19 protein-coding genes are annotated in these 22,480 nt (G+C 45.2%); 15 read left to right on the top strand and 4 right to left on the bottom strand.

The features are described 5' to 3' along the window. The coding region (locus HC175_RS03505; RefSeq protein WP_168137099.1) for an IS3 family transposase at window positions 1–713 on the top strand (713 nt) is incomplete at its 5' end. 43 nt (window positions 714–756) lie between these two features. Here HC175_RS03505 and yihA read toward each other — a convergent pair. Together yihA and HC175_RS03495 are read right to left on the bottom strand one after the other, a co-directional pair. Continuing rightward, window positions 757–1,365 carry a ribosome biogenesis GTP-binding protein YihA/YsxC gene (gene yihA, locus HC175_RS03500; RefSeq protein ID WP_168137098.1) on the bottom strand — a complete coding sequence of 203 codons (609 nt, stop codon included), beginning with the start codon at window positions 1,363–1,365 and terminating at the stop codon, window positions 757–759. Window positions 1,366–1,372: 7 nt separating this feature from the next. Next, the gene (locus HC175_RS03495) at window positions 1,373–2,137 is read right to left on the bottom strand and encodes an alpha/beta fold hydrolase (RefSeq protein WP_168137097.1); all 765 of its coding nucleotides are present in this window, start codon (window positions 2,135–2,137) and stop codon (window positions 1,373–1,375) included. Between the two features lie 286 nt (window positions 2,138–2,423). Here HC175_RS03495 and mraZ point away from each other — a divergent pair, with 286 nt between their 5' ends. The 14 genes from mraZ to HC175_RS03425 all read left to right on the top strand — a co-directional run bounded on the left by mraZ (window position 2,424) and on the right by HC175_RS03425 (window position 18,571). Further along, complete coding sequence (gene mraZ / locus HC175_RS03490) at window positions 2,424–2,894, top strand: division/cell wall cluster transcriptional repressor MraZ (RefSeq protein ID WP_168137096.1); 471 nt, start codon at window positions 2,424–2,426, stop codon at window positions 2,892–2,894. Then, window positions 2,881–3,783, top strand: coding sequence for a 16S rRNA (cytosine(1402)-N(4))-methyltransferase RsmH (gene rsmH, locus HC175_RS03485; RefSeq protein ID WP_168137095.1), 903 nt, complete (start codon window positions 2,881–2,883; stop codon window positions 3,781–3,783). Before mraZ ends, rsmH begins: the two co-directional genes overlap by 14 nt. After that, the gene (locus HC175_RS03480) at window positions 3,780–4,097 is read left to right on the top strand and encodes an FtsL-like putative cell division protein (protein WP_168137094.1); all 318 of its coding nucleotides are present in this window, start codon (window positions 3,780–3,782) and stop codon (window positions 4,095–4,097) included. The genes rsmH and HC175_RS03480 overlap by 4 nt, the downstream gene beginning before the upstream one ends. Window positions 4,098–4,103: 6 nt before the next feature. Beyond that, complete coding sequence (locus HC175_RS03475) at window positions 4,104–6,110, top strand: penicillin-binding protein (RefSeq protein WP_168137093.1); 2,007 nt, start codon at window positions 4,104–4,106, stop codon at window positions 6,108–6,110. Next, entirely contained in the window at window positions 6,107–7,570 is a 1,464-nt protein-coding gene (locus tag HC175_RS03470) for a UDP-N-acetylmuramoyl-L-alanyl-D-glutamate--2,6-diaminopimelate ligase (protein WP_168137092.1), read from the top strand. The genes HC175_RS03475 and HC175_RS03470 overlap by 4 nt, the downstream gene beginning before the upstream one ends. A 27-nt stretch (window positions 7,571–7,597) precedes the next feature. Continuing rightward, window positions 7,598–8,839, top strand: coding sequence for a phospho-N-acetylmuramoyl-pentapeptide-transferase (gene mraY, locus HC175_RS03465; RefSeq protein ID WP_168137091.1), 1,242 nt, complete (start codon window positions 7,598–7,600; stop codon window positions 8,837–8,839). Continuing rightward, window positions 8,839–10,200, top strand: coding sequence for a UDP-N-acetylmuramoyl-L-alanine--D-glutamate ligase (gene murD, locus HC175_RS03460; RefSeq protein ID WP_168137090.1), 1,362 nt, complete (start codon window positions 8,839–8,841; stop codon window positions 10,198–10,200). The genes mraY and murD overlap by 1 nt, the downstream gene beginning before the upstream one ends. 26 nt (window positions 10,201–10,226) lie before the next feature. After that, the gene (locus HC175_RS03455; RefSeq protein WP_168137089.1) at window positions 10,227–11,435 is read left to right on the top strand and encodes an FtsW/RodA/SpoVE family cell cycle protein; all 1,209 of its coding nucleotides are present in this window, start codon (window positions 10,227–10,229) and stop codon (window positions 11,433–11,435) included. Continuing rightward, a complete protein-coding gene (gene murG, locus HC175_RS03450) occupies window positions 11,432–12,535 on the top strand; it encodes an undecaprenyldiphospho-muramoylpentapeptide beta-N-acetylglucosaminyltransferase (RefSeq protein WP_168137088.1) in 1,104 nt (367 codons plus the stop codon). The genes HC175_RS03455 and murG overlap by 4 nt, the downstream gene beginning before the upstream one ends. After that, the gene (gene murC, locus HC175_RS03445) at window positions 12,536–13,891 is read left to right on the top strand and encodes a UDP-N-acetylmuramate--L-alanine ligase (RefSeq protein WP_168137087.1); all 1,356 of its coding nucleotides are present in this window, start codon (window positions 12,536–12,538) and stop codon (window positions 13,889–13,891) included. It begins immediately after the preceding gene. After that, window positions 13,881–14,597 carry a cell division protein FtsQ/DivIB gene (locus HC175_RS03440; protein WP_168137086.1) on the top strand — a complete coding sequence of 239 codons (717 nt, stop codon included), beginning with the start codon at window positions 13,881–13,883 and terminating at the stop codon, window positions 14,595–14,597. Before murC ends, HC175_RS03440 begins: the two co-directional genes overlap by 11 nt. A gap of 3 nt (window positions 14,598–14,600) precedes the next feature. Further along, a complete protein-coding gene (ftsA, locus tag HC175_RS03435; RefSeq protein ID WP_168137085.1) occupies window positions 14,601–15,953 on the top strand; it encodes a cell division protein FtsA in 1,353 nt (450 codons plus the stop codon). 71 nt (window positions 15,954–16,024) lie between these two features. Continuing rightward, on the top strand, window positions 16,025–18,001 hold the full coding sequence (gene ftsZ, locus HC175_RS03430) for a cell division protein FtsZ (RefSeq protein WP_168137084.1): 1,977 nt from the start codon (window positions 16,025–16,027) through the stop codon (window positions 17,999–18,001). 120 nt (window positions 18,002–18,121) lie between these two features. Next, window positions 18,122–18,571, top strand: a complete 450-nt coding sequence (locus tag HC175_RS03425; protein WP_168137083.1) for a GatB/YqeY domain-containing protein — start codon at window positions 18,122–18,124, stop codon at window positions 18,569–18,571. Window positions 18,572–18,907: 336 nt separating this feature from the next. Here HC175_RS03425 and HC175_RS03420 read toward each other — a convergent pair whose 3' ends face one another. After that, window positions 18,908–20,194: a hypothetical protein gene (locus tag HC175_RS03420; protein ID WP_168137082.1), complete on the bottom strand. Its 1,287-nt coding sequence runs from the start codon at window positions 20,192–20,194 to the stop codon at window positions 18,908–18,910. Window positions 20,195–20,443: 249 nt separating this feature from the next. Further along, a complete protein-coding gene (locus tag HC175_RS03415; RefSeq protein ID WP_168137081.1) occupies window positions 20,444–21,397 on the bottom strand; it encodes a DUF4382 domain-containing protein in 954 nt (317 codons plus the stop codon). Between the last annotated feature and the right edge of the window lie 1,083 nt (window positions 21,398–22,480).

Genomic DNA, 22,480 nt, shown 5'->3' with positions numbered 1-22,480 from the left:
GTAGAGACCATCCAGGTTGTGGGGTGGAGAAAATGTACCATACTCTAAAGCCTGATTTTATTGGGAGAGATCGTTTTGTAGAGACTTTTATGCAGTTAGGTTTCCGTCTCAAAAGAAAAAAGAATTATAGACGAACCACTATTGCCGGCAAGATCTACTACCCAAATAAAATTAAAGGTATAGAGATCAATGCACCTTCGGTGGTGTGGCAAAGTGATATTACTTATTACAAAGTAGGAGATAAATTTTATTATGCAGTCTTTATTATAGATGTCTATACCAAGAAAATAATTGGCTATGAGGTCTCTGATAATATGAGAGGAACAGCTAACATAAAGGCTTTAAAAATGGCTTTAAAAGACAATAAAGCTCCAAAGATCCACCACTCAGATCGAGGAAGCCAGTATACTTATAAATCTTATGTTGATCTTTTAAAAGCTAATACAACTACTATTAGTATGGCTTTAAGTGCACAGGATAATGCTTATGCCGAAAGAATTAACAGAACAATAAAAGAAGAATATCTGGATCACTGGAAGCCACAATCTTTTAGTCAGCTTAAGAACCAAGTGAACAAGGCAGTGAAAAACTATAATAATAAAAGATCACACAATCACTTAGAAAAAAGAAACCCTGAAGAGTTTATTAATTATTGGTCAACACTCAAACCAGAAGAAAGACCAGTAGTTACTATTTTTGATAATGAAAATTAATGGATAAAACCGGTCAACACTAATCAGGGAAGTTCAGTTTAAACTATTGTTCTAAGAGAAGGTTTTCGTTGATGCTTTGAATATAAGCGAGTACTTCTTCGCGACCTGTTCCGTTTGCCGAGGAGGTGACGAAATACTGTGGCATCTCTGTCCAGGTCTGGAGCATTTCGGCCTGGTAATCATTGATGTTCCTTTCTAAAGCCTTGGGTTTCATCTTGTCGGCTTTTGTAAAGATGATGCAGAACGGAACCTGATGTTCTCCCAGCCAGGTCATGAATTCCAGATCCACAGGCTGAGGTTTGTGTCGGCTGTCAATAAGGACAAAAGCACAGATCATCTGTTCTCTTTTTTCAAAATACTGGGTGATGAACTTCTGAAAGGTCTTTTTCGCTGTTTTAGAGACCCGGGCGTAACCATATCCCGGAAGATCCACAAGAAACCAGCTCTGGTTGATAAGGAAATGATTGATGAGCTGCGTTTTTCCGGGGCGACCAGAAGTTTTTGCAAGATCCTTGCGATTGGTAAGGGCGTTGATCAAAGAAGATTTCCCCACATTACTGCGACCAATAAAGGCATATTCAGGCAACTTCGAATCCGGACATTTGGAAACGTCAGAATTGCTGATAACAAATTCGGCCGACTTGATTTTCATGGTGGTCTTATAGCTTCCTGGCAGTTAACCAGCGGAAGAGAATTTCATTAAAAGGCTCGGGATGTTCCATCATGGCAGCGTGTCCGCATTTTTCTATCCAGTACAGGTCAGAATCGGGCAGGAGCCTGTGAAAATCTTCGGCTACCTCGGGAGGTGTTACGTTGTCATTGCGCCCCCAGATGATACAGGTGGGAGTGAGCATCTTAGGAAGGTCCTTGGACATGTTGTGCCTAATGGCGCTCTTTGCAATGGCCAGGGTCTTGATGAGCTTATTGCGATCGTTGACCGTTTCAAAAACATCATCAACAATTTCTTTGGTAGCGATCTTAGGGTCGTAAAAAACATTTTCGGCCTTTTTCCGAATATAGTCGTAATCTCCTCTTTTTGGATAGCTTTCTCCCATTGCACTTTCGTACAACCCAGAGCTACCGGTGATCACCAGGGCCTTAACAGATTCAGGATAAAGCTTGGTGCAGAGCAGGGCAATATGTCCGCCAAGAGAATTACCAAGAAGGATCACCTTCTCGTACTTCTTGTGATCAATAAATTCTTTAAGAAATTTTGCGAAAGTGGCGACACTTGTCTTTAAAAGAGAAAGCTCATAAAGAGGTAATTTCAATAAAACCACCTTATATCCGTTTGCTGGGAAAAAGGTTGAAACGCCTTCAAAATTGCTCAATCCCCCCATCAATCCATGAAGAATAATAATAGGTGTTCCTTCACCCGCCTCCACATACTTGAATTTGCCTTCTTCCCTTAAATTGTTTTCCATTGATGCCTTTGCTGTTAGCTTCGCAAATATAGTGATTTCCCTACAAGTATATAGATTTTACAGAAGCTGCCATAATTTTTGCGCTTCGAATTTTCACATTTCTGCTCATCACGCCGAACAGATTCCGGAAATTTTCTTAACAAATTTCTCTCACAACTAAAAGTGCTTCAAGCAGTTGGTTTTATAGGCGCTCCATGGTGTAAATGTGGAAAATTTATCAACAATGTGGTAAAAAGTGGTAAAATGTGGTTTAAATTTCAATATATTTGAATCTTAAACTACAGCAGTGGTAAATCTCATTGGTACATATGAATGTAAGGTAGACGCTAAGGGCCGGCTCATGGTTCCTGCGCCTATGAAGAAGCAGCTCGTACCAATTCTGCAGGATGGTTTTGTGCTCAAGAGGTCTGTTTTTAATCCTTGTTTGGAGTTGTATCCCATGGAGCAATGGAATAAGGAAATGGAGAAGATCGGGGCCCTTAACCGGTTTGTAAAGGAGAATGTGGATTTTATAAGAATGTTCACAGCTGGTGTTAAAATTGTCGAGGTAGACACCAACGGGAGATTGTTGATCCCTAAAGATCTTGTAAGAGTGGCGAAGATAGAGAAAGAGGTGGTGATCAACTCTGCAATAGACAAGGTGGAAATTTGGGATAAGGAGCTTTATGAGAAATCCATAGATACTCCGCCCGAAGAATTTGCTGCCTTAGCCGAACGTGTAATGGGAAATAAAAACGGAATAAATGAGCTACCATAATCCGGTGTTGCTAGATGAAACTGTCGACGGCCTTAATATTCAGCCGGCGGGGGTTTATGTAGATGTCACTTTTGGAGGGGGAGGTCATTCCCGTGAAATTCTCAATCGGCTGGGCCCCAATGGGAAGCTCTTTGCTTTTGACCAGGACAAGGATGCTCTGGCGAACAAGATCGATGATGGGCGGTTTACGCTCATCAATGAGAACTTCAGGTTCATCAAACGCTTCCTGAGGTTTTACGGAGTGAGAAAAGTTGATGGTATTTTAGGAGATTTCGGAGTTTCTTCCCACCAGTTTGATGTGGCAGAACGCGGTTTCTCCACAAGATTCGAATCCAGGCTGGACATGAGAATGAATCAGCAAAGTTCTTTAAGTGCTTTTGAGGTTATCAATAATTATGAAGAGAAGCAGCTAAGGGCTGTACTCTTCAATTATGGCGAATTAAGAAGTGCTCCAAAGATCGCACGCACCATCATCTCTGCACGCAAGGAAGGAGAGATCGAAACAAGCGAGCGGCTCAAGGAAATTCTGCAGCCATTTCTTCCCATGGGAAGAGAGCATAAGATCCTCGCGCAAATCTACCAGGCTATCAGGATCGAGGTGAATCAGGAGATCGAGGCTCTAAAGGAGTTCTTGCTGCAAACCGAAGGTCTTTTGAATGCGGGGGGCAGGCTAAGCCTTATTTCCTACCATTCGCTTGAAGACAGGTTGGTAAAAAGGTACATAAGAAGTGGCATGTTTGAAGGGGAGCCCGAAAAGGATTTCTACGGAAATATTTCTGTGCCCTTCAAGAAGGTCGGAAAGATGATCGTGCCATCTTCTGAAGAGATAAAAAGAAATAACCGCGCCCGTAGCGCGAGACTGCGTATAGCTGAAAGAACTGAAGAATGAAAGAGAGCTTTTACGACATACTCAAAGGAAAATTTTTAATAAGCAACGACGCCTTTAACAACTGGCGTTTTATCCTTTTCTGTACCCTGCTGGCGATCTTTATGATTGGCAGTTCTCACAGTGCAGAGCAAAAGGTGCATGAAATTGCAAAGCTTAATGACGAGGTCCTGGAATTGAGAACTCAATTCCTTGATGGCAGGTCGAATCTTATGAAGCTGAAAATGGAATCGACCATTACCAGGAGGATGGTTGAGCGGGGGATAAAACCTTCAGATGTGCCTCCCACGAAAATTGTAGTTAAAGAAAATCAATAAGGCCAAATGGCAACGACCGAAAAGCACATATTGTACCGCATCTACTTTGTGGCAGTCTGCATGTTCTTGTTCGCAATTGCAGTTGGCGGAAAGTTGCTCAATATCCAGATCGTAGAGGGTGAAAAATACCAGGAAATAGCCGAGCAGCGTACTTATCGCAACTTTGTTATTCCGGCGAACCGTGGCAATCTTTATGACGCGAACGGTAACCTGCTGGCGACCTCCATTCCAAAGTACGATATCAGGTTTGATGCAGTAACGGTTTCAGATAAGAATTTCAACGAAAATGTAAGGCCGCTGGCCGATGAGTTGTCAAAGATGTTTGGCAATTCCTCTTCGCACTGGGTGCAGAAACTTCGCACCGCCAGGGCAAACAAGCACAGATATTTATTGATCGCCAGGAATCTTGGTTATTCTCAGTACATCAGGGTAAAGAACTTCCCTATGTTCAAGCTGGGTTCGAATCGCGGCGGGATCATCGTGGAACAACGTACCGTTAGGGAACATCCGCTGGGGTCTATGGCAGAACGTACCGTGGGTTATGAGCGGCAGGACGACAGCGGTTATTACACCCGGGTTGGCCTGGAAGGAGCTTTTGGTCCTTATCTGAGAGGAAAGGAAGGCAAGCGTTTAAAGCAAAGAATTGCGAAAGGCCAGTGGAAGCCTATCAGCGACAACAATGAAGTGGAGCCAAAAGACGGATACGACCTTATCTCCACCATAGATGTAAAGATCCAGGACATTGCGCATCATGCCCTGCTGCAGCAACTGGAAAAATATGAGGCAGATCATGGCTCTGTAGTCGTAATGGAAACTGCCACAGGCGAAGTGAAGGCAATCTCCAATCTAGGGCGGACCTCCAAGGGTACTTATTTCGAAAAGCTCAACTACGCAGTAGGCGAGGCTCATGAACCGGGATCTACCTTTAAACTTATGGCCATGGTGGTTGCCCTTGAAGACAAGGTGATCGATACCAGTACGGTTGTAGATACAGAAAATGGAGAAATGGTGATCCACAGAAGAAAAGTAAGGGATTCCAAACGTGGTGGCTACGGAAAGATATCTGCGGCCGAAGCTTTTGAGGTTTCTTCAAATGTGGGGATCGTGAAATTGATCTATGACAACTATAAGGATCAACCGAAGAAATTTGTGGACGGGCTCACCCGCATGCATCTTGACGAGAGCCTGGGGCTAGCTATAAAAGGCGAAGGTACACCCTATATCCCCACTCCGGGTGACAAGACCTGGTCTGGATTGTCTCTTCCGTGGATGGCTTATGGGTATGGAAGTATACAGATCACTCCTTTACAAACCCTTACCTTTTATAATGCTATAGCCAATGGCGGGGAAATGGTCAAGCCAAGATTCATCAAAGAGGTAAAGGAGTGGGACAAAACGATAGAGAAATTTGAAAAGAAGGTCATAGACCCACAGATCTGCAGTCCCGAAACTGTAGCGAAAGTTACAGATATGCTGAAGCATGTCGTGGAACGTGGAACAGGGAAAAGCCTCTACGAAGAAAATTTTTCAATGGCGGGAAAGACCGGAACTGCACAAACTGAATACTGGAAAGAAGGTTGGGCTCAGAATCGACAGTACATCTCTTCTTTCGTTGGTTTCTTTCCTGTCGAAAATCCGAAGTACTCCTGCATCGTAGTCATTCATAAACCAAATAACAAAGTGGGTTATTACGGCGCAGATGTTAGCGGACCTGTGTTCAAAAGAATTGCGCAAAAGATCTTTACAGATACACCGGTGCTTGACGAGTTCGAGAGCCTGGAGACTACGAATCCTATTATCGAGAAAAACTACGAAAAATATTACGCTGCTGCCCGTAACCTCAAGGAGGTGGTGCCAGATCTTACAGGTATGCCTGCCATGGATGCTGTTTCCCTGCTGGAAAACCTGGGGGTAAAATATGAACTCTCCGGCGATGGAGAGGTGAGTCAGCAGTCTGTGGCACCGGGAACTGAGGTGGCAGATAATTTAGTGATCAAATTGAAACTGAGTTGAATTATTTAAAAGACATATTATACAGAGTTTCGTTGGAAGCCGTGGTTGGAAATACCAACATTGCCATTAATGAGATCCATTTTGACTCTCGCAAGGTTGGCTTCAATGATGTATTTGTAGCTATTAAGGGAACACAGGCAGATGGGCATGTATTTATAGATAAAGCTGTGGAACAGGGGGCGCTTGCGATCATTTGTGAGGAGATGCCAAAGAACACTGTTAATGGTATAACCTATGTGAAGGTGAAGAATGCGCAGCAGGCCCTGGCTTTTATGGCCGATAATTACTACGAAAATCCTTCAGCAAACCTGAAGCTGGTAGGGGTTACAGGCACAAACGGCAAAACTACAGTGGCTTCTCTGCTTTACCAGCTCTTCACCAAAGCCGGCTTTAAAGTTGGATTGCTTTCTACCGTACAGGTGCTGGTGGCCGAAGAGAAATTTCCTGCCACGCACACCACTCCAGATTCCCTAACCATCAATGCTTATTTAAAGAAAATGAACGAGGCAGGCGTGGAATACTGCTTTATGGAAGTGAGCTCTCACGGCATTGCCCAGCATCGTACTACTGGATTGAAATTTGCCGGTGGGATCTTTACAAATCTCACGCACGAGCACCTGGATTACCACAATAGTTTCGCTGAATACAGGGATGTCAAAAAAGCCTTTTTTGACCAGCTTCCTGCTTCAGCTTTTGCCTTGACCAATGGTGATGATAAGAATGGAAGCGTGATGCTTCAGAATACAAAAGCAAAGAAATACACCTATGCTCTTAAATCGGTTGCCGATTATAAGGCGCAGATCCTGGAAAATGGTTTCGGCGGAATGCTGCTGAAGATCAATGAGCAGGAAGTGTGGACCAAGCTCATAGGTAACTTCAACGCCTATAACGTGCTCGCAATTTATGCAGCTTCAGATCTGCTTGGACTGGGAACGCTGGAAAGCCTGAAGCACATCAGCGAACTCAATGCAGTAAGCGGAAGGTTCCAGTACTACATTTCTGAAGGCAAGATCACGGCCATAGTAGATTACGCACATACCCCCGATGCTTTGCAGAATGTGCTGGAAACCATTAACAGCATCAGGACCAAAAATGAGGAATTGATCACAGTTGTAGGATGTGGAGGAGACCGTGACCGCTCAAAAAGGCCAAAAATGGGACACATTGCCTCGGCTTTGAGCACTAAAGTGGTGTTTACCAGTGATAACCCAAGAACAGAAGATCCAGACAAAATTATAGAAGAAGTAGAAGCAGGGGTGGAGCCGCAGAATTTCAAAAAAGTAATGTCAATTACCAGCAGGCTCCAGGCAATTAAGACGGCCTGCCAGCTCGCCAACAAGAACGATATCATTTTGATAGCCGGGAAAGGCCATGAGACCTACCAGGAGATCAATGGCGTGAGGAAGGATTTCGATGATTTCAGGATTGTGAGTGAATATCTAAAAGAACTAAAAAAATAATTTCTCCAGGAGAAGAAGCCTAAGCATATGTTATACCATCTGTTCGAATATTTAGAAGACGCCTACACCTTTCCGGGGGAGAGACTTTATCAATACATCTCCTTTAGGTCGGCCATGGCAATTATCCTGTCTTTGGGAATTTCGACCATTTATGGAAAAAGGATCATCAATTACCTTCAGAAGAAACAGATTGGAGAGAGCGTGAGAGACCTGGGCCTGGAAGGACAAACGCAAAAAGCAGGAACGCCAACCATGGGAGGAGTCATTATCATCCTGGCTACGCTTATTCCGGTTCTTTTGCTCGCAAAGCTCAACAACGTCTATGTGATCCTGTTGATCGTCACCACGCTGTGGATGGGCGCTATCGGGTTTCTGGATGATTATATCAAGACCTTTAGAAAAGACAAGGAAGGTCTAAAAGGCATTTTTAAGGTGGTAGGACAGGTAGGCCTTGGGATCATTGTGGGCGCCACAATTTACTTTCACCCCGATATTACTATTAATGAGAATCCGCAGTTGCCGGGCTCGGGGCAGTCGGTAGAGATGATCTCTTCGGCAGCAAATCCTGTGGTGACTTCTGCGGAAGAAAAGTCGACCAAGACAACCATTCCTTTTGTAAAGAACAACGAATTCGACTATGCGAGCCTTATTTCCTGGATCAATCCGGGATATGCGCAGTACGCGTGGTTGATCTTTATACCTATAGTCATCTTCATCGTGACCGCGGTCTCTAACGGGGCCAATCTCACCGATGGTATTGACGGACTTGCTGCGGGTACATCAACGATCATTGTGCTTACGCTCGGGATCTTTGCGTGGGTATCGGGGAACATCGTATTCTCAGATTACCTGAATGTAATGTACATCCCCCGAACGGGAGAAATGACCATTTATATTTCGGCATTTGCGGGAGCGCTGGTTGGATTCCTGTGGTACAACACCTTTCCTGCCCAGGTATTTATGGGAGATACGGGAAGTCTTACCATTGGCGGAATCATAGCTGTACTGGCTCTGGCAACGAGAAAAGAATTATTGATCCCCATTCTGTGTGGTGTATTTCTTATTGAAAACCTTTCTGTGGTAATGCAGGTAGGCTGGTTCAAATACACCCGAAAAAGGTATGGTGAAGGCAGAAGGATCTTCCTGATGTCGCCTTTACATCACCATTTTCAAAAGGCAGGATTTCACGAGAGCAAGATCGTGGTGAGATTCTGGATCATTGGAATTTTTCTGGCCATTGTAACTATAGTAACCCTGAAGATAAGATAATGTTTCAAGGCACAAAAAATACAGAGCGCAATTTCCTCGTCATTCTTGGCGGAGGGGAAAGCGGCGTGGGTACAGCCATCCTGGGTAAAAAGGAAGGCTTCCGCGTGTTTGTTTCAGACCGGGGCAAGATTGCAGAGAAATTCAGGATACAACTGGAAGAGCATGGAATAGCCTGGGAAGATGGACAGCATTCCGAAGAAAAGATCATGCAGGCCGACCTGGTTATGAAAAGTCCGGGAATACCCGATGATGCACCGCTGGTTAGCCGGTTAAGAGGCAAAGGAATTCCAGTGATCTCGGAAATCGAATTTGCATACAGCTTTACAAATGCAGTGCTTGTAGGGATCACGGGGAGCAACGGCAAAACCACTACAACCATGCTTACACATCACCTGCTAAAGGACGGCGGACTTAACGTAGGGATGGCAGGAAATGTAGGGCAGAGCTTCGCCAAGCAGGTAGCCCAGACCAATGCAGATCATTTTGTGCTGGAGCTTAGCAGCTTTCAGCTGGACGGGATAGAAGAATTCCGGCCACATATTGCAGTATTAACCAATATAACCCCAGATCATCTGGACAGATACAGGCATGACTTCAACCAGTATATCGCCAGTAAGTTCAGGATCGTAAAAAACCAGACAGAAAAAGACTATTTCATATATGATGCAGATGATCCTGTGATCATGAAATGGCTGCAGGAGAATCCCATTCAATCACAGAAATTGCCCTTTTCCCTTCGGGAGGAGTTAGAACAGGGAGCTTTTATAAAAGACAAACAACTTATTATTCGCACAGATAATTCAGAATTGACCATGCCAACATCCAATTTAACCTTAGAAGGAAAACACAATGCCAAGAATGCAATGGCAGCAGCTACAGTTGCACAATTATTACGCATTAGAAAAGAGACTATAAGACAGAGCATGGAAAGTTTTCAAGGGGTGGAACATCGCCTTGAAAAGGTGCTTAAGATCAACAATGTACAGTACATCAATGATTCCAAGGCTACAAATGTAAACGCCACCTACTATGCTTTAGAGAGCATGGATACCGAAACTGTATGGATAGTTGGAGGTGTAGATAAAGGCAATGAGTACGCAGAGCTTTTACCACTGGTGAACGAAAAGGTGAAAGCCATAGTTTGCCTGGGCGTGAATAACCAGCCGATCATTGAAGCATTTGGAAATTGTGTGGATCTCATTTTCGAAACCCAGTCAATGGAAGACGCGGTAAAGCAGGCATACAAACTGGCCGAAAGAGGCGATGCAGTATTGCTGTCGCCCGCATGTGCGAGCTTTGACCTGTTCCAGAACTATGAAGACAGGGGGAGACAATTTAAAGAAGCAGTAAGAAAGCTGTAAAACACAGGTGTCAAAAAAGGGAATAAATGACAGGATTTTTTTCAAGGATAAAAGGTGATAAAACGATCTGGGCTTCGGCTGGATTACTGGCGATATTCTCATTTTTGCCGGTATACAGTGCCAGTAGTAATCTCGCTTACCTTTATGGGGACGGAAATACTTTTCCTTACCTGGTAAATCACTTTATCTATCTCTTCCTTGGTTTTGTCATCATGTTCTTTGTTCATAAGGTGCCGTATCATTATTTTGTAGGCCTTTCCATCCTGGTGCTGCCTATCCTCATTTTGCTGCTGGCCTTTACCGTATCCCAGGGAATGGTGATAGACGGGGCCAATGCCAGTAGATGGGTAACAATTCCCTTTCTGAATAAGACCTTTCAAACTTCCACGCTTGCCTCTGTAGTACTGCTTACTTATGTAGCGCGATATATGGCAAAAATGAAAGACAGAACCTTCACTTTCAAACAGTCCGTTTTACCTTTATGGGTCCCTGTTGCCCTGGTGTTAGGGCTTATATTGCCTGCAAACTTTTCAACCACAGCCATCCTGTTTGCGATGGTTCTGCTGGTAGTATTCATTGGCGGATATCCGCTGAAGTACATAGGTGCGATCTTAGGAGCGGGAATCATTTTCCTCTCGATCTTCATGCTCACCGCCAAGGCTTTTCCCGGACTGTTTCCCAACAGGGTGGACACCTGGATTAGCAGGGTGGAGAATTTTTCTAATGATGATGTTACTGAAGGAGATTACCAGATAGAATATGCGAAGATCGCCATTGCCAGCGGAGGTGTTGCAGGGCAGGGCATTGGCAAGAGTGTACAGCGAAATTTTCTTCCGCAGTCGTCATCAGATTTTATTTATGCGATCATTGTTGAGGAGATGGGGCTAATAGGAGGGATAGGAGTGATGCTCGCGTACCTCATGTTATTTTTCAGGATCATTATTGTGGCTACCAAGGCCAATACCATCTTCGGAAAATTGCTGGTGATAGGCGTAGGCCTGCCCATAGTTTTCCAGGCGCTGGTGAACATGGCGGTGGCTGTAGAGTTGTTTCCCGTTACCGGCCAGAACCTGCCGCTTATAAGCAGTGGAGGATCATCCATCTGGATGACCTGTCTTGCCCTGGGCATGGTGCTTAGTGTAAGTGCAAAGCGGGAAGAGGAGCTACAACAGGAAAAAGTAGAATCCCCGGCAGATGAGGATAATCCGCTGGAAATTTTAAGCGAGGCAATATGACAAATCAGTTACGGGTAATCATTTCGGGTGGCGGTACGGGAGGACATATCTTTCCGGCAATTTCCATTGCCAATGAACTAAAACTGCGCTATCCCACCTGCGAGATCCTCTTTGTAGGGGCCGAAGACCGCATGGAAATGCAAAAAGTTCCCGAGGCCGGTTACAAGATCGAAGGCCTGTGGATTAGTGGCATTCAGCGGCGGTTAACTGCAAAGAACCTGTTATTTCCGGTCAAGCTTGTAAAAAGCTTGTGGAAAGCCCGTGACATTATCAAGAAATTTCAGCCAGACGTGGTCATAGGTACCGGTGGTTTTGCCAGCGGACCTTTACTGCAAATGGCAAACCGGGAACATATTCCCACCTTGATCCAGGAGCAGAATTCTTATCCCGGCATCACAAACAAATTACTTGCCAAAGGAGCAAACTGTATCTGTACAGCCTATCCCGGCATGGAGCGCTTTTTTCCTGCGGAAAAAATTGTATTGACCGGAAACCCGGTAAGGCAGGACCTGCTTGACGTTACCTCAAAACGCGGGGAGGCGCAGCAGTTCTTCGGAATTGATCCCGAAAAGAAAACAGTACTGGTATTAGGCGGAAGCCTTGGAGCCAGGAAGATCAATCAGCTCATTGAAGACAACCTGAAGGAATTCGAGAGAGAGAACGTGCAGGTGCTTTGGCAAACCGGAAGCCTGTATTACGAAGAATACAGCAAATATGCTGAAAAAGAAAACCTGCAGATCTTCGCATTTTTGAAGAGAATGGATCTGGCCTATGCTGCAGCCGATATAATTATTTCACGGGCCGGCGCAGGTACGGTATCAGAATTGTGCATAGTTGGGAAGCCGGTGGTATTCATTCCGTCGCCAAACGTGGCCGAAGATCATCAAACCAAGAATGCCATGGCGGTGGCCGAAAAAGATGCGGCAGTGATCCTTTCAGAAAGCCATTTGGAACAGGGCTTCAGGTCCATATTTTTCCCGTTGCTGGCTTCAGAAGAAAAGATGAAGAGCCTGGGGAAAAACATCAAGCAGCTGGAAAAACCTTTTGCTACTGCCAATATCGTGAATGAGGTAGAAAAACTATTGAAGACAAGAAGATAAATGGGGCATTACGATAACATACAGAACATATACTTCATTGGAATTGGAGGCATAGGCATGAGTGCCCTTGCCCGCTATTTCCATAAGGAAGGAAAGCATGTTTCGGGTTATGACCGTGCCCATACCCAGCTCACGCGTGAGCTGCAGCATGAAGGCATTGAAGTTATTACTTCAAGCGCCGTAGAAGACCTGCCAGCAGCAGTTCTGCAAGACCGGCAGGCATTGATCGTTTATACGCCTGCCATTCCGCAGGATCATGCGCAGTACCTGCATTTTACAGCCGACAGCTATACTATGGAAAAGCGGGCCGCAGTACTGGGAAATCTTACCCGAGGGCATTTTACGCTGGCCGTAGCCGGCACCCACGGGAAGACCACCACCAGCAGCATGCTGGCACATCTGCTCAAGGAAACAGGATATCAAATCACCGCATTTTTGGGAGGGATAGCAGAGAATTATCATTCCAATCTCATCATGGACGGCAGTGAGGTAATGGTGGTAGAGGCCGATGAGTTTGATCGTTCTTTTTTGCAGCTTTCTCCTAACCTGGCGGCAATCACTTCCATGGATGCAGATCACCTCGACATTTACGGGGAAGACGCCCAGATCAAGGAATCCTTTAAAGCCTTCGCAGCCCTGGTGCCCGAAGACGGAAAAGTGTTCTATGCCAACGGCCTGCCTTTAATTGGCACCTCTGTGGGCGTAGATGACGATGCCCAGATCGCCGCAGTGAATATAAGTGTCAAAAATGGCAGTTATCACTTCGATCTCAGGACAAAAGAAAACACTTACGGGGGCTTTGAACTAAGCCTGCCGGGAAAACATAATTTACAAAATGCAGTCACAGCTTTGGCAATGGCAATAGAGTTCGGTGCCCCCCCCGGGCTTCTTGCCAATGCCATAGCTTCTTTTAAAGGCGTACAGCGCAGGTTCTCCTATCGTATTAAGCGGGAAGATCTTGTACTGATAGATGATTATGCGCATCACCCGGCCGAGATCGCTGCGGTGCACCAGGCAGTGCGTGAAATGCATCCGGGGAAGCGGGTACTCGCAGTTTTTCAGCCGCACCTCTTCAGCCGTACCAGAGATTTTGCTGAAGCTTTTGCTGAAAGCCTGGGAAAATTTGATGACCTCCTGTTGCTGGATATTTATCCGGCGAGAGAGAAGCCAATTGAAGGGATCACTTCAGAATGGCTGTTGCAGCTAGTCAAAAATGACAAAAAACAGCTTGTTCAAAAGGAGGAGCTTTCCGAAGCAATAAAGAGCAGAAATGCTGAGGTTGTGGTGCTTATGGGCGCCGGAGATATTGGAGACGAAGTAGAAAAAATAAGAAAAGAACTGCAAGGTGAAAATTAACTGGAATTACATAAAAACTGGCTTGGTGATTGGCGTGGTGTTCTTTTTATTTGCATTCGCTAAAAATCGCAATAACACGCGGGTTCTTTCTGAAATAAACCTTGAATTCACCAACAGTGAAAACCTCTATCTCACTGAAGAAGCGGTTAATAAATTGTTAATACAAAATGAGGTAAGGGTTAAAAGTATAGGTAAAGAAACTTTAGATTTGAATAGGGTGGAGACCCTTCTGGAATCTCATCCCATGGTTGAAAACGCTGAGGTTTTTCTAAGTATTGACGGAAAAATGGGTGCGGCGATCACACAGAGAAAACCCCTGGGCAGGGTAATGGCAGGTGCGCCCTTTTATATTGACAGACAGGGAGATAAAATGCCCCTTTCAGAATTCCATTCTGCCAGGGTGCCATTGCTAACAGGAGTTGGGGAAGCCCATCTCCGGGAGGTTTACCCGCTGATGGACTTTATTGCAAAAGATGATTTTCTTACCCGCCACATCACCCAGTTGCGGCGCAGGGAAGATGGAAAGTATGAGCTCTACCTGAGAAAGCTGGATTTCATCGTGGTTTTTGGCGAGGTAAAGGACATTGAACTGAAGTTTAAAAATTTTAAAGCTTTTTATCAAAAGGCATTGAAGGATAAGAAGCTTGACGCATATGAAAAAGTGGATTTACAATTTGGAGACCAGGTTGTATGCACTAAAAAGTAAAGTATGGAACAGAACGACATCGCAGTAGGATTAGATATTGGAACTACTAAGATCGTAGCCATGATTGGCCGTAAGAACGATTACGGTAAGATGGAGATTATTGGAATTGGAAAGGCAAAGAGTTTAGGAGTACATCGTGGGGTAGTGAACAACATTACCCAAACCATACAGTCCATACAACAGGCAATACAGGAGGCAGAGGCAGACAGCGGAATGAAGATAAAGGATGTGGTGGTTGGAATTGCCGGGCAGCACATTCGCAGCTTACAGCACAGTGACTACATCACCCGACCCAATCCCGATGAGGTCATCGATGCATCGGACATTGAGACGCTTTGCAACCAGGTACATAAGCTGGTAATGCTTCCGGGAGAGGAGATCATTCACGTGCTGCCGCAGGAATTCAAGGTTGACGGGCAGGCAGAGATCAAGGAACCCATTGGAATGTACGGTGGGCGTTTGGAAGCAAACTTTCACGTCGTAGTTGGGCAGGTATCTTCGATAAGAAATGTGGGCCGGTGTGTGAAGAGCTCGGGCCTTGAGCTATCGGCAGTGACCCTTGAGCCGCTGGCATCGGCAAATGCGGTGCTTAGCCAGGAAGAAAAGGAAGCCGGGGTAGCGCTTGTGGATATAGGCGGGGGTACGACAGATCTTGCGATCTTTAAGGATGGCATCATCAGGCATACCGCCGTGATCCCGTTTGGAGGTGGAGTGATCACCGAAGATATCAAGGAAGGCTGTTCGATCATTGAAAAACAGGCAGAGCTTTTAAAAGTAAAATTTGGATCGGCCTGGCCCGGAGAAAATAAGGAGAACGAGATCGTTTCGATCCCGGGATTACGTGGCAGGGAGCCAAAGGAGATCACTTTAAAGAATCTCTCCAAGATCATTCATGCCAGGGTAGTGGAGATCATTGACCAGGTATTCCTGGAGATCAAGAATTACGGGCACGAGGAGCAAAAGAAGAAATTAATAGCGGGTATCGTCCTAACAGGAGGTGGCGCCCAGCTTAAGCATATCAAGCAGCTGGTGGAATACATTACCGGCATGGATACCAGGATAGGTTATCCAAACGAACATTTGGCGGGTGACAGCGATGCAGAGACTACCAGTCCTGTGTTCGCAACGGCGGTTGGACTGGTATTGAACAGCCTGGAGATCAACAGCAAGCATCCTTACGCCGAGGAGGAGGAAGCAGAAGTAGAGGAAGCTGCGGCTGCAGGCACTACGCCTACTGCAGTTCCTTCAGGCGAAGATGAAGAGCGGGAGGAACCCACTACGATAAGTCAGCCGCGACGCACAATATTTGAAAAATGGTTTGAAAAATTCAAGGATTTTTTAGACAACGCCGAGTAAGACCATCGGCAGCAAAATATATGAATGAAAAAGAAAGATAATAGAAGTACAAAACCAGTAAAACAGAATTTATGAGCAGCACAGAATTCGGAAACATTACATTCGATCTCCCCAAGAATCAATCGAACGTTATTAAAGTTATTGGTGTAGGTGGAGGTGGAAGCAATGCGATCAACCACATGTTCCAGCAGGGAATAAAAGGGGTAGATTTCGTTATTTGTAACACCGATGCCCAGGCACTTGAAAATAGTTCGGTTCCTAACAAGATTCAGCTTGGAGTAAGAGAGACAGAAGGATTGGGAGCAGGGGCAGATCCCGAAGTGGGACGCAAGGCCGCCGAGGAAAGTTTTGATGAGATTCGCGCTCTTCTGGATACCAACACAAAAATGGTGTTCATCACTGCCGGGATGGGCGGAGGTACAGGAACAGGAGCCGCACCTATCATAGCCAAACAGGCAAAGGATATGGGAATTCTAACGGTAGGAATCGTTACGATCCCTTTCCAGTTTGAGGGCAAGACTAGAAATGAACAGGCACAACTGGGAGTTGAAAACCTGCGGAAGCATGTGGATTCCCTAATTGTGATCAATAATAACAAATTACGCGAGGTGTATGGCAACCTTGGTTTCAAGGCAGGATTCTCTAAGGCAGATGAAGTACTGGCTACAGCCTCCCGCGGAATTGCCGAAGTAATTACCCATCACTATACGCAGAACATTGACTTGCGCGACGCCAAGACAGTGCTTAGCAACAGTGGTACTGCTATAATGGGATCTGCACAGGCATCTGGCGGAAACCGTGCTCAGGATGCCATTTCCAAGGCGCTTGATTCTCCCCTGCTGAATGACAATAAGATCACCGGAGCCAAAAATGTGTTGCTGCTTATCATTTCTGGATCTGAGGAAATCACTATTGACGAGATTGGAGAGATAAGTGACCACATCCAGGCCGAAGCCGGGCACAGTGCCAACATCATTATGGGTGTGGGCGAGGATGAAAGCCTTGACGACGCCATTTCTGTGACCATCATTGCAACTGGTTTTGATGTGGAACAGCAAAATGAGATCGTAAATACCGAAGCAAAAAAGATCATTCATACGCTCGAGGAAGAACAAAGGGCAGAGCATGAGCTCTCCCCTAAAAAGACCTCTTCGGCATATGACGGGCCGGCTCCTGCAGCTGCGCCAGAGAAAAAGATAGTACATACGCTTTCCCTGGAAGAGGAAGAACTTGACGAAGAGCCGGAGAGTAATCAGCCTTCTGCAGCGGTAAAGGAAATGAATGTTGTTTATGAAGAAGTAAAGCCAGAACCGGAACCCGATTTCATTATTACTGAAAGCGTAAGGGAAATGGAAGTGCAGGAACCGGAAGTTGTAAAGCCCGAACCCCAGGAACAGCAATTCATGTTCACTTTTGACATGCCAAAGCACACAGCTTCTGAACAAAAGGAGCAGGCGCAGCCACGGGCAGAAGAGCAGCCGCAACCGGCAAGAGAAGAGCGAATTGTCCACACACTTTCCGAAGAAATGGATGACAAGGCCGAAGCAAAGAAAAAAGAACTTTCTGCCCAGGCAAAGAACAGCCATAACGGGATCACCCGTTATTCGCTGGATGACTATATGCAGGTAGAGGAGATGCTTAAGAGCTCAAAGCCGGTAGAAAAGCCGAAGCCTGCCGTTGAGCCAGAACTAAGAAAGGCGCCGGTACAGCCGCAGCCCCCGGTGAACAATACACCGCCAAAACCTGAGGTTGCAAAACCGGTACAGGATGAAGAGGTAGATCCTTTCAACATCCCTATCAGTGAAAGCCTGGTGCAAAGAGCAGCCGAAAGAAAGGCGAAGATGAAAGAGTTCAATTACAAGTTCAGGAATAATTTATCAAAGGTTGACGAGTACGAGAGACAGCCCGCCTATAAGAGACAGGGAATTGATCTTGACAGCTCGAGACCGGGAGAGGAAAAGCTCTCTCGCACAACTTTAGGTACAGGAGAGGATGATGAGCTGAGATTCAGGACCAACAATTCCTTTTTGCATGACAATGTAGATTAATTTTTGTCCCCTTTTATACAAGCCCGAAGCCAGCCCCCCGGTTTCGGGTTTTTTTATGTTTGTACTTCCCGCTCCCGCCTATTTCGTTATCTTCGCAGTACTAACAAAATTCCAATTAAGATGAGTTTACAGGACAAAGTAATGGCAGAAATGAAGGAGGCCATGCGCGCTAAAGACAGCAATAAACTGGAAGCCCTTAGAGCAGTGAAAAGTGCGATCTTGCTGGCACGTACAGATGCCTCGGGCAAGGAGGGTTTAAGCGAAGATGAAGAACTAAAGCTTTTGCAGCGGCTTGTGAAACAGCGCAAGGAGAGCGCCGCGATCTACAAGGAGCAGGGCAGGGAAGACCTGGCACAACCCGAACTAGATCAGGCTGCTGTGATAGAGAATTTCCTTCCGGAGCAAATGAGCGAAGCAGAAATTGAGGCCGAGGTAGAAAAGATCATCGCACAAACCGGTGCCAGCGGCATGCAGGACATGGGAAAAGTGATGGGCGCCGCCTCAAAGGAACTCGCAGGCAGAGCCGATGGCAAAACTATTTCCAGCGTAGTGAAAAGGAAACTGGCTTAAGATCTAAGAAAATAATTGATCGTATATTCAGAAGCAGGCTAGGTGGTAGTCTGCTTTTTTGTTTTACGAAAGTCTAAATTCCAAATTCCAAGCGCCAAATTCCAATGATCAATTAGCAATAAACAATTATCATAAAACAATGAAGTAATAAGAGGCAGTTAGCAGTTAGCAGTAGGCAGTCTACAATGATCAAATCAATAAACAATGATCTATGATCAATGGACTAAATATATGCAGTTAGCAGTTTACAATTAACTAATAACAAATAACAATTAACAATTAACCATTAACCATTAACCAATAACCATTAACCAATAACCATTAACCATTAACCAATCACAAATTTTCAACCGAAGTATATTTCAACTGAATTACCGATAGCTCCCCGGTGTTCACTTCTTCAAGGGCGTTGGCGTAGTCATCAGGAGCTGTGATTACCACTCCATTTCTGTGTGCTTTTAGGGTGGAGAAGAATTTTATTTCAAACCACACCTGGTCGAGTTTTTCCTGTTCCTCCCGGGTGATTCCACTGCTGCCGCCAATCATTGCCGCCATTTTTTTGCGGGCAATAGTCTTAATGTCCTCAGCGACATCGCTGTTGGTAGGCAGGTTTCTTAGGGCGCCAATTACAAAGAAGATCTTCCCGTAACCTACTTTTTCGATATATTCATTTCCGTATTTCAGCTTGTACAGCTCCGGGTCTGCTTCATAGACTTTGGCCAGGGAATCCCGTACCGCCCAATTGTTGGAAAAGGCTTCGTACCCGTCCTCGTATTTGCCACCACCTATCAATACGCCTCTTTCGGTTACCGGGTACTGTTCAATGACCGACTGGTATAATTCTGTGCTCACAGCAAACCTGGTGGCGAAATAGTTGCCCGGATAATAAAATTCATGGAAGAGACGATACGGAAACATGTATCCTATCGGGTCGGCGGCGTTTTCCCAGGACGGACTTTGGGAAAACGACTGATTAAGGCTGAAGTAGGAGGGTTCAGCTGCGCCAAAAGGATTCGCTGCGGGAACATGACTAGCTGTGTGAATTCCTGCGCCAACCTGCTCCCGGTAAGCGTAATTTTCATCTAGAACAGTTTCCCCGTTCCTGGTAATTGTCACATTGCGGTTTTCCCCGGTCTGGTTATAAGTGGTGGTGACGCTGCTGCTGCCATCGGCCGCTGTAAATTCAACCTTGTTCAATTCCCCGTCGGTATAGGTGTGAATTGCAGTACCTGCCTCGCTATATACCTTCTTGATCGAGGGAAGCCCGTTCTTGTATTCGGTCTCGAACCATAATGCGCCGTCGGGATGATAGTATTTGGACCAGAGCGGCTTGTTATCTTCACTGCGGCTGACTTCCATATACAGGTGCTGCTGCGGATAACTGGCGTAGACCTTAGCCGTTCTTATATACCCGTTCTCATAATATTGGAACTCCGCGGTAGGAGCTCCCGAAAGCTGATACCTGCCCTGCTTTATCCAGCCGTTCCCATGTTGATCCAGCAGCTCGAAGTGCGAAGTAGAACCAATGGAGTAATCTGGTTGTGGAACATTGTCTTCTTTTTCGCAGGAAGTAAGAAATACAGTTGCTGAAAGGAGGAGCGGCAGAAAATAGTTTTTGAACACGGAATGGATTTTTGAAATTATTCAAGAGCTCTTACTATTTAGTAGGGAATTTCTATAATTTGTTACAAAATTCCTGAACCGGCTCAATCAATTCCTTCCAAAAATGAGGAAATATGACAATGTTTTTCCTAAAGCGTCTTTAGTCAAAACTTTGGCAAAAGCAGAGGAAAATCTTCATATATACCAAAAAGAAAAGGCCGCTTAAAGTGTAAACCTTAAAGCGGCCTTTCTTGCGATATTATTTAATTTCTAGAGGTCAAGTAAACCTTCAACAGCAAGGTTTAAATTGACTGTAGAGTTAGATGATACCTGAATATCATTCAGGCTTAGATCCCCGGTCAAATTCATTTGTAACTCTCCCTGCAGCTCTAACCGCCCGTCATTATCGGTGTCTTCATAGGAAGCAAACACCAGCTCATAATTGCCCTCTTCCAGAAAATGTAGGGAGAATTCGCCATTAGAATTGCTAACTGCGGTACTGCTTACAGCATTTGTAAAGGCTACGCCATTGTTATCGGTTTGCATTTCACTTTCACTATAGGAGTTCGCACGGTAAGCATATACAACTACGGCATCGGCACCTGTGGAAGTAGAATTCGAAACTGTTCCCGTAATAGTACCGGCTTCAATGGTGTTGACCACACGCAAGCTGTTGGAAAGTCGGCTATTGCTCACAAAGCTGTAATTGCTTTCTGCGTTTTGCTGAATACTTTTTCTCAGGTCAAAATCAATGACCAGTTCATTCTCACCGGAAGAAAAAATTTCAGCATTGTCATTAATATTGATTTGGCTTTCACCTGTCAGCAAGGCTTTTTTGTCTCCACTGCTGGTAAGGACATAACTGCCGGGTGCATTTCCCGAGGCATCTGTTTCATTGTCGAGAACCAGCACAACATTAGATGTTGTTCCCGCTTCCAGGTCAATATTTCCCAAAAGCTGGGTGCTGCCTTCTGTTAGGGTACTAACATCAATAGTGGTTTTGGAAAATCCATCAATTGAAGTTCCATTCACCTTTACATCAGCAATGGTTACAAATACTCCTGTGACCTCTGCATTGTCTATTGGAGAATCGGTCAAGTAGATGTCTGTGGAATAAGTCTCTGATCCTTCAGTATCAACATTGTCATCATCTGTTGAACAGGAAAGTAGGGCACTGAACATCACGAAATACAAAGTTGGTCTTAGATTTTTTAAGAAAGACATTGTTTTAATTTTAGCGCACATTATAGTGCTGTTAGTTGATTTAAAACGGCAAATTTTAGATGCTATTCTAAAATCAGAAAAATTTTAATAAGAATTTAACTTCGAAAAAGGCTTTTCAGCGGTGAAAATATGTCTTTCAACTAGCTGATAATGCCTGGAAAATATGGGTTGTAAGAAAAAACTTTCGCAGATGAGAAGAATAGAGAGGTGTTGCCGGCCCGGCTTTATCCAGCCGTTCCCGTGTTGGTCCAGGAGCTCGAAAAGTGGATAGATTCTGTTTAGTAATCACTTGTGTCACCCTGACGCAGAACAACAGGATGAGATTCCTCCTTCGTCGGAATGACAAAGCATCCCTTGTGTCACCCTGACGCAGAACAACAGGATGAGATTCCTCCTTCGTCGGAATGACAAACAAGTACCCTTTGTCACCCTGACGCAGGAAGGGGATAAACCATCAATTTTGTCACCCTGACGCAGGAAGGGTCTCGTCTGAGTAAGCAATGGAAGCCTGAGTAACAGGATGGGATTCCTCCTTCGTCGGAATGACAAAGCATCCCTTGTGTCTCATCTGAGTAAGCAATGGAAGCACCGAATAACAGGATGGGATTCCTCCTTCGTCGGAATGACAAACAAGTACCCTTTGTCACCCTGACGCAGGAAGGGTCTCATCTGAGTAAGCAATGGAAATTCTGAACAACAGGATGAGATTCCTCCTTCGTCGGAATGACAAAAGATCACTTGTATCACCCTAACGCAGGAAGGCTCTCATCTGAGAAAGCAATGGAAGCCCTGAATAACGGGGTGAGATTCCTCCTTCGTCGGAATGACAAACAAGTACCCTTTGTCACCCTGACGCAGGAAGGGTCTCATTTGAGTAAGCAATGGAAGCACCGAATGAAAGGATGAGATTCCTCCTTCGTCGGAATGACAAACCATCCCTTGTGTCACCCTGACGCAGGAAGGGTCTCATCTGAGTAAGGAACGGAAGCACTGAATAACAAGATGAGATTCCTCCTTCGTCGGAATGACAAACAATCCCTTGTGTCTCATCTGAGTAAGCAATGGAAGTACTGAACAACAGGA

The sequence above is a fragment of the Salinimicrobium oceani genome, from assembly GCF_012037645.1.
This window is presented reverse-complemented; position numbering and strand designations above follow the sequence as displayed.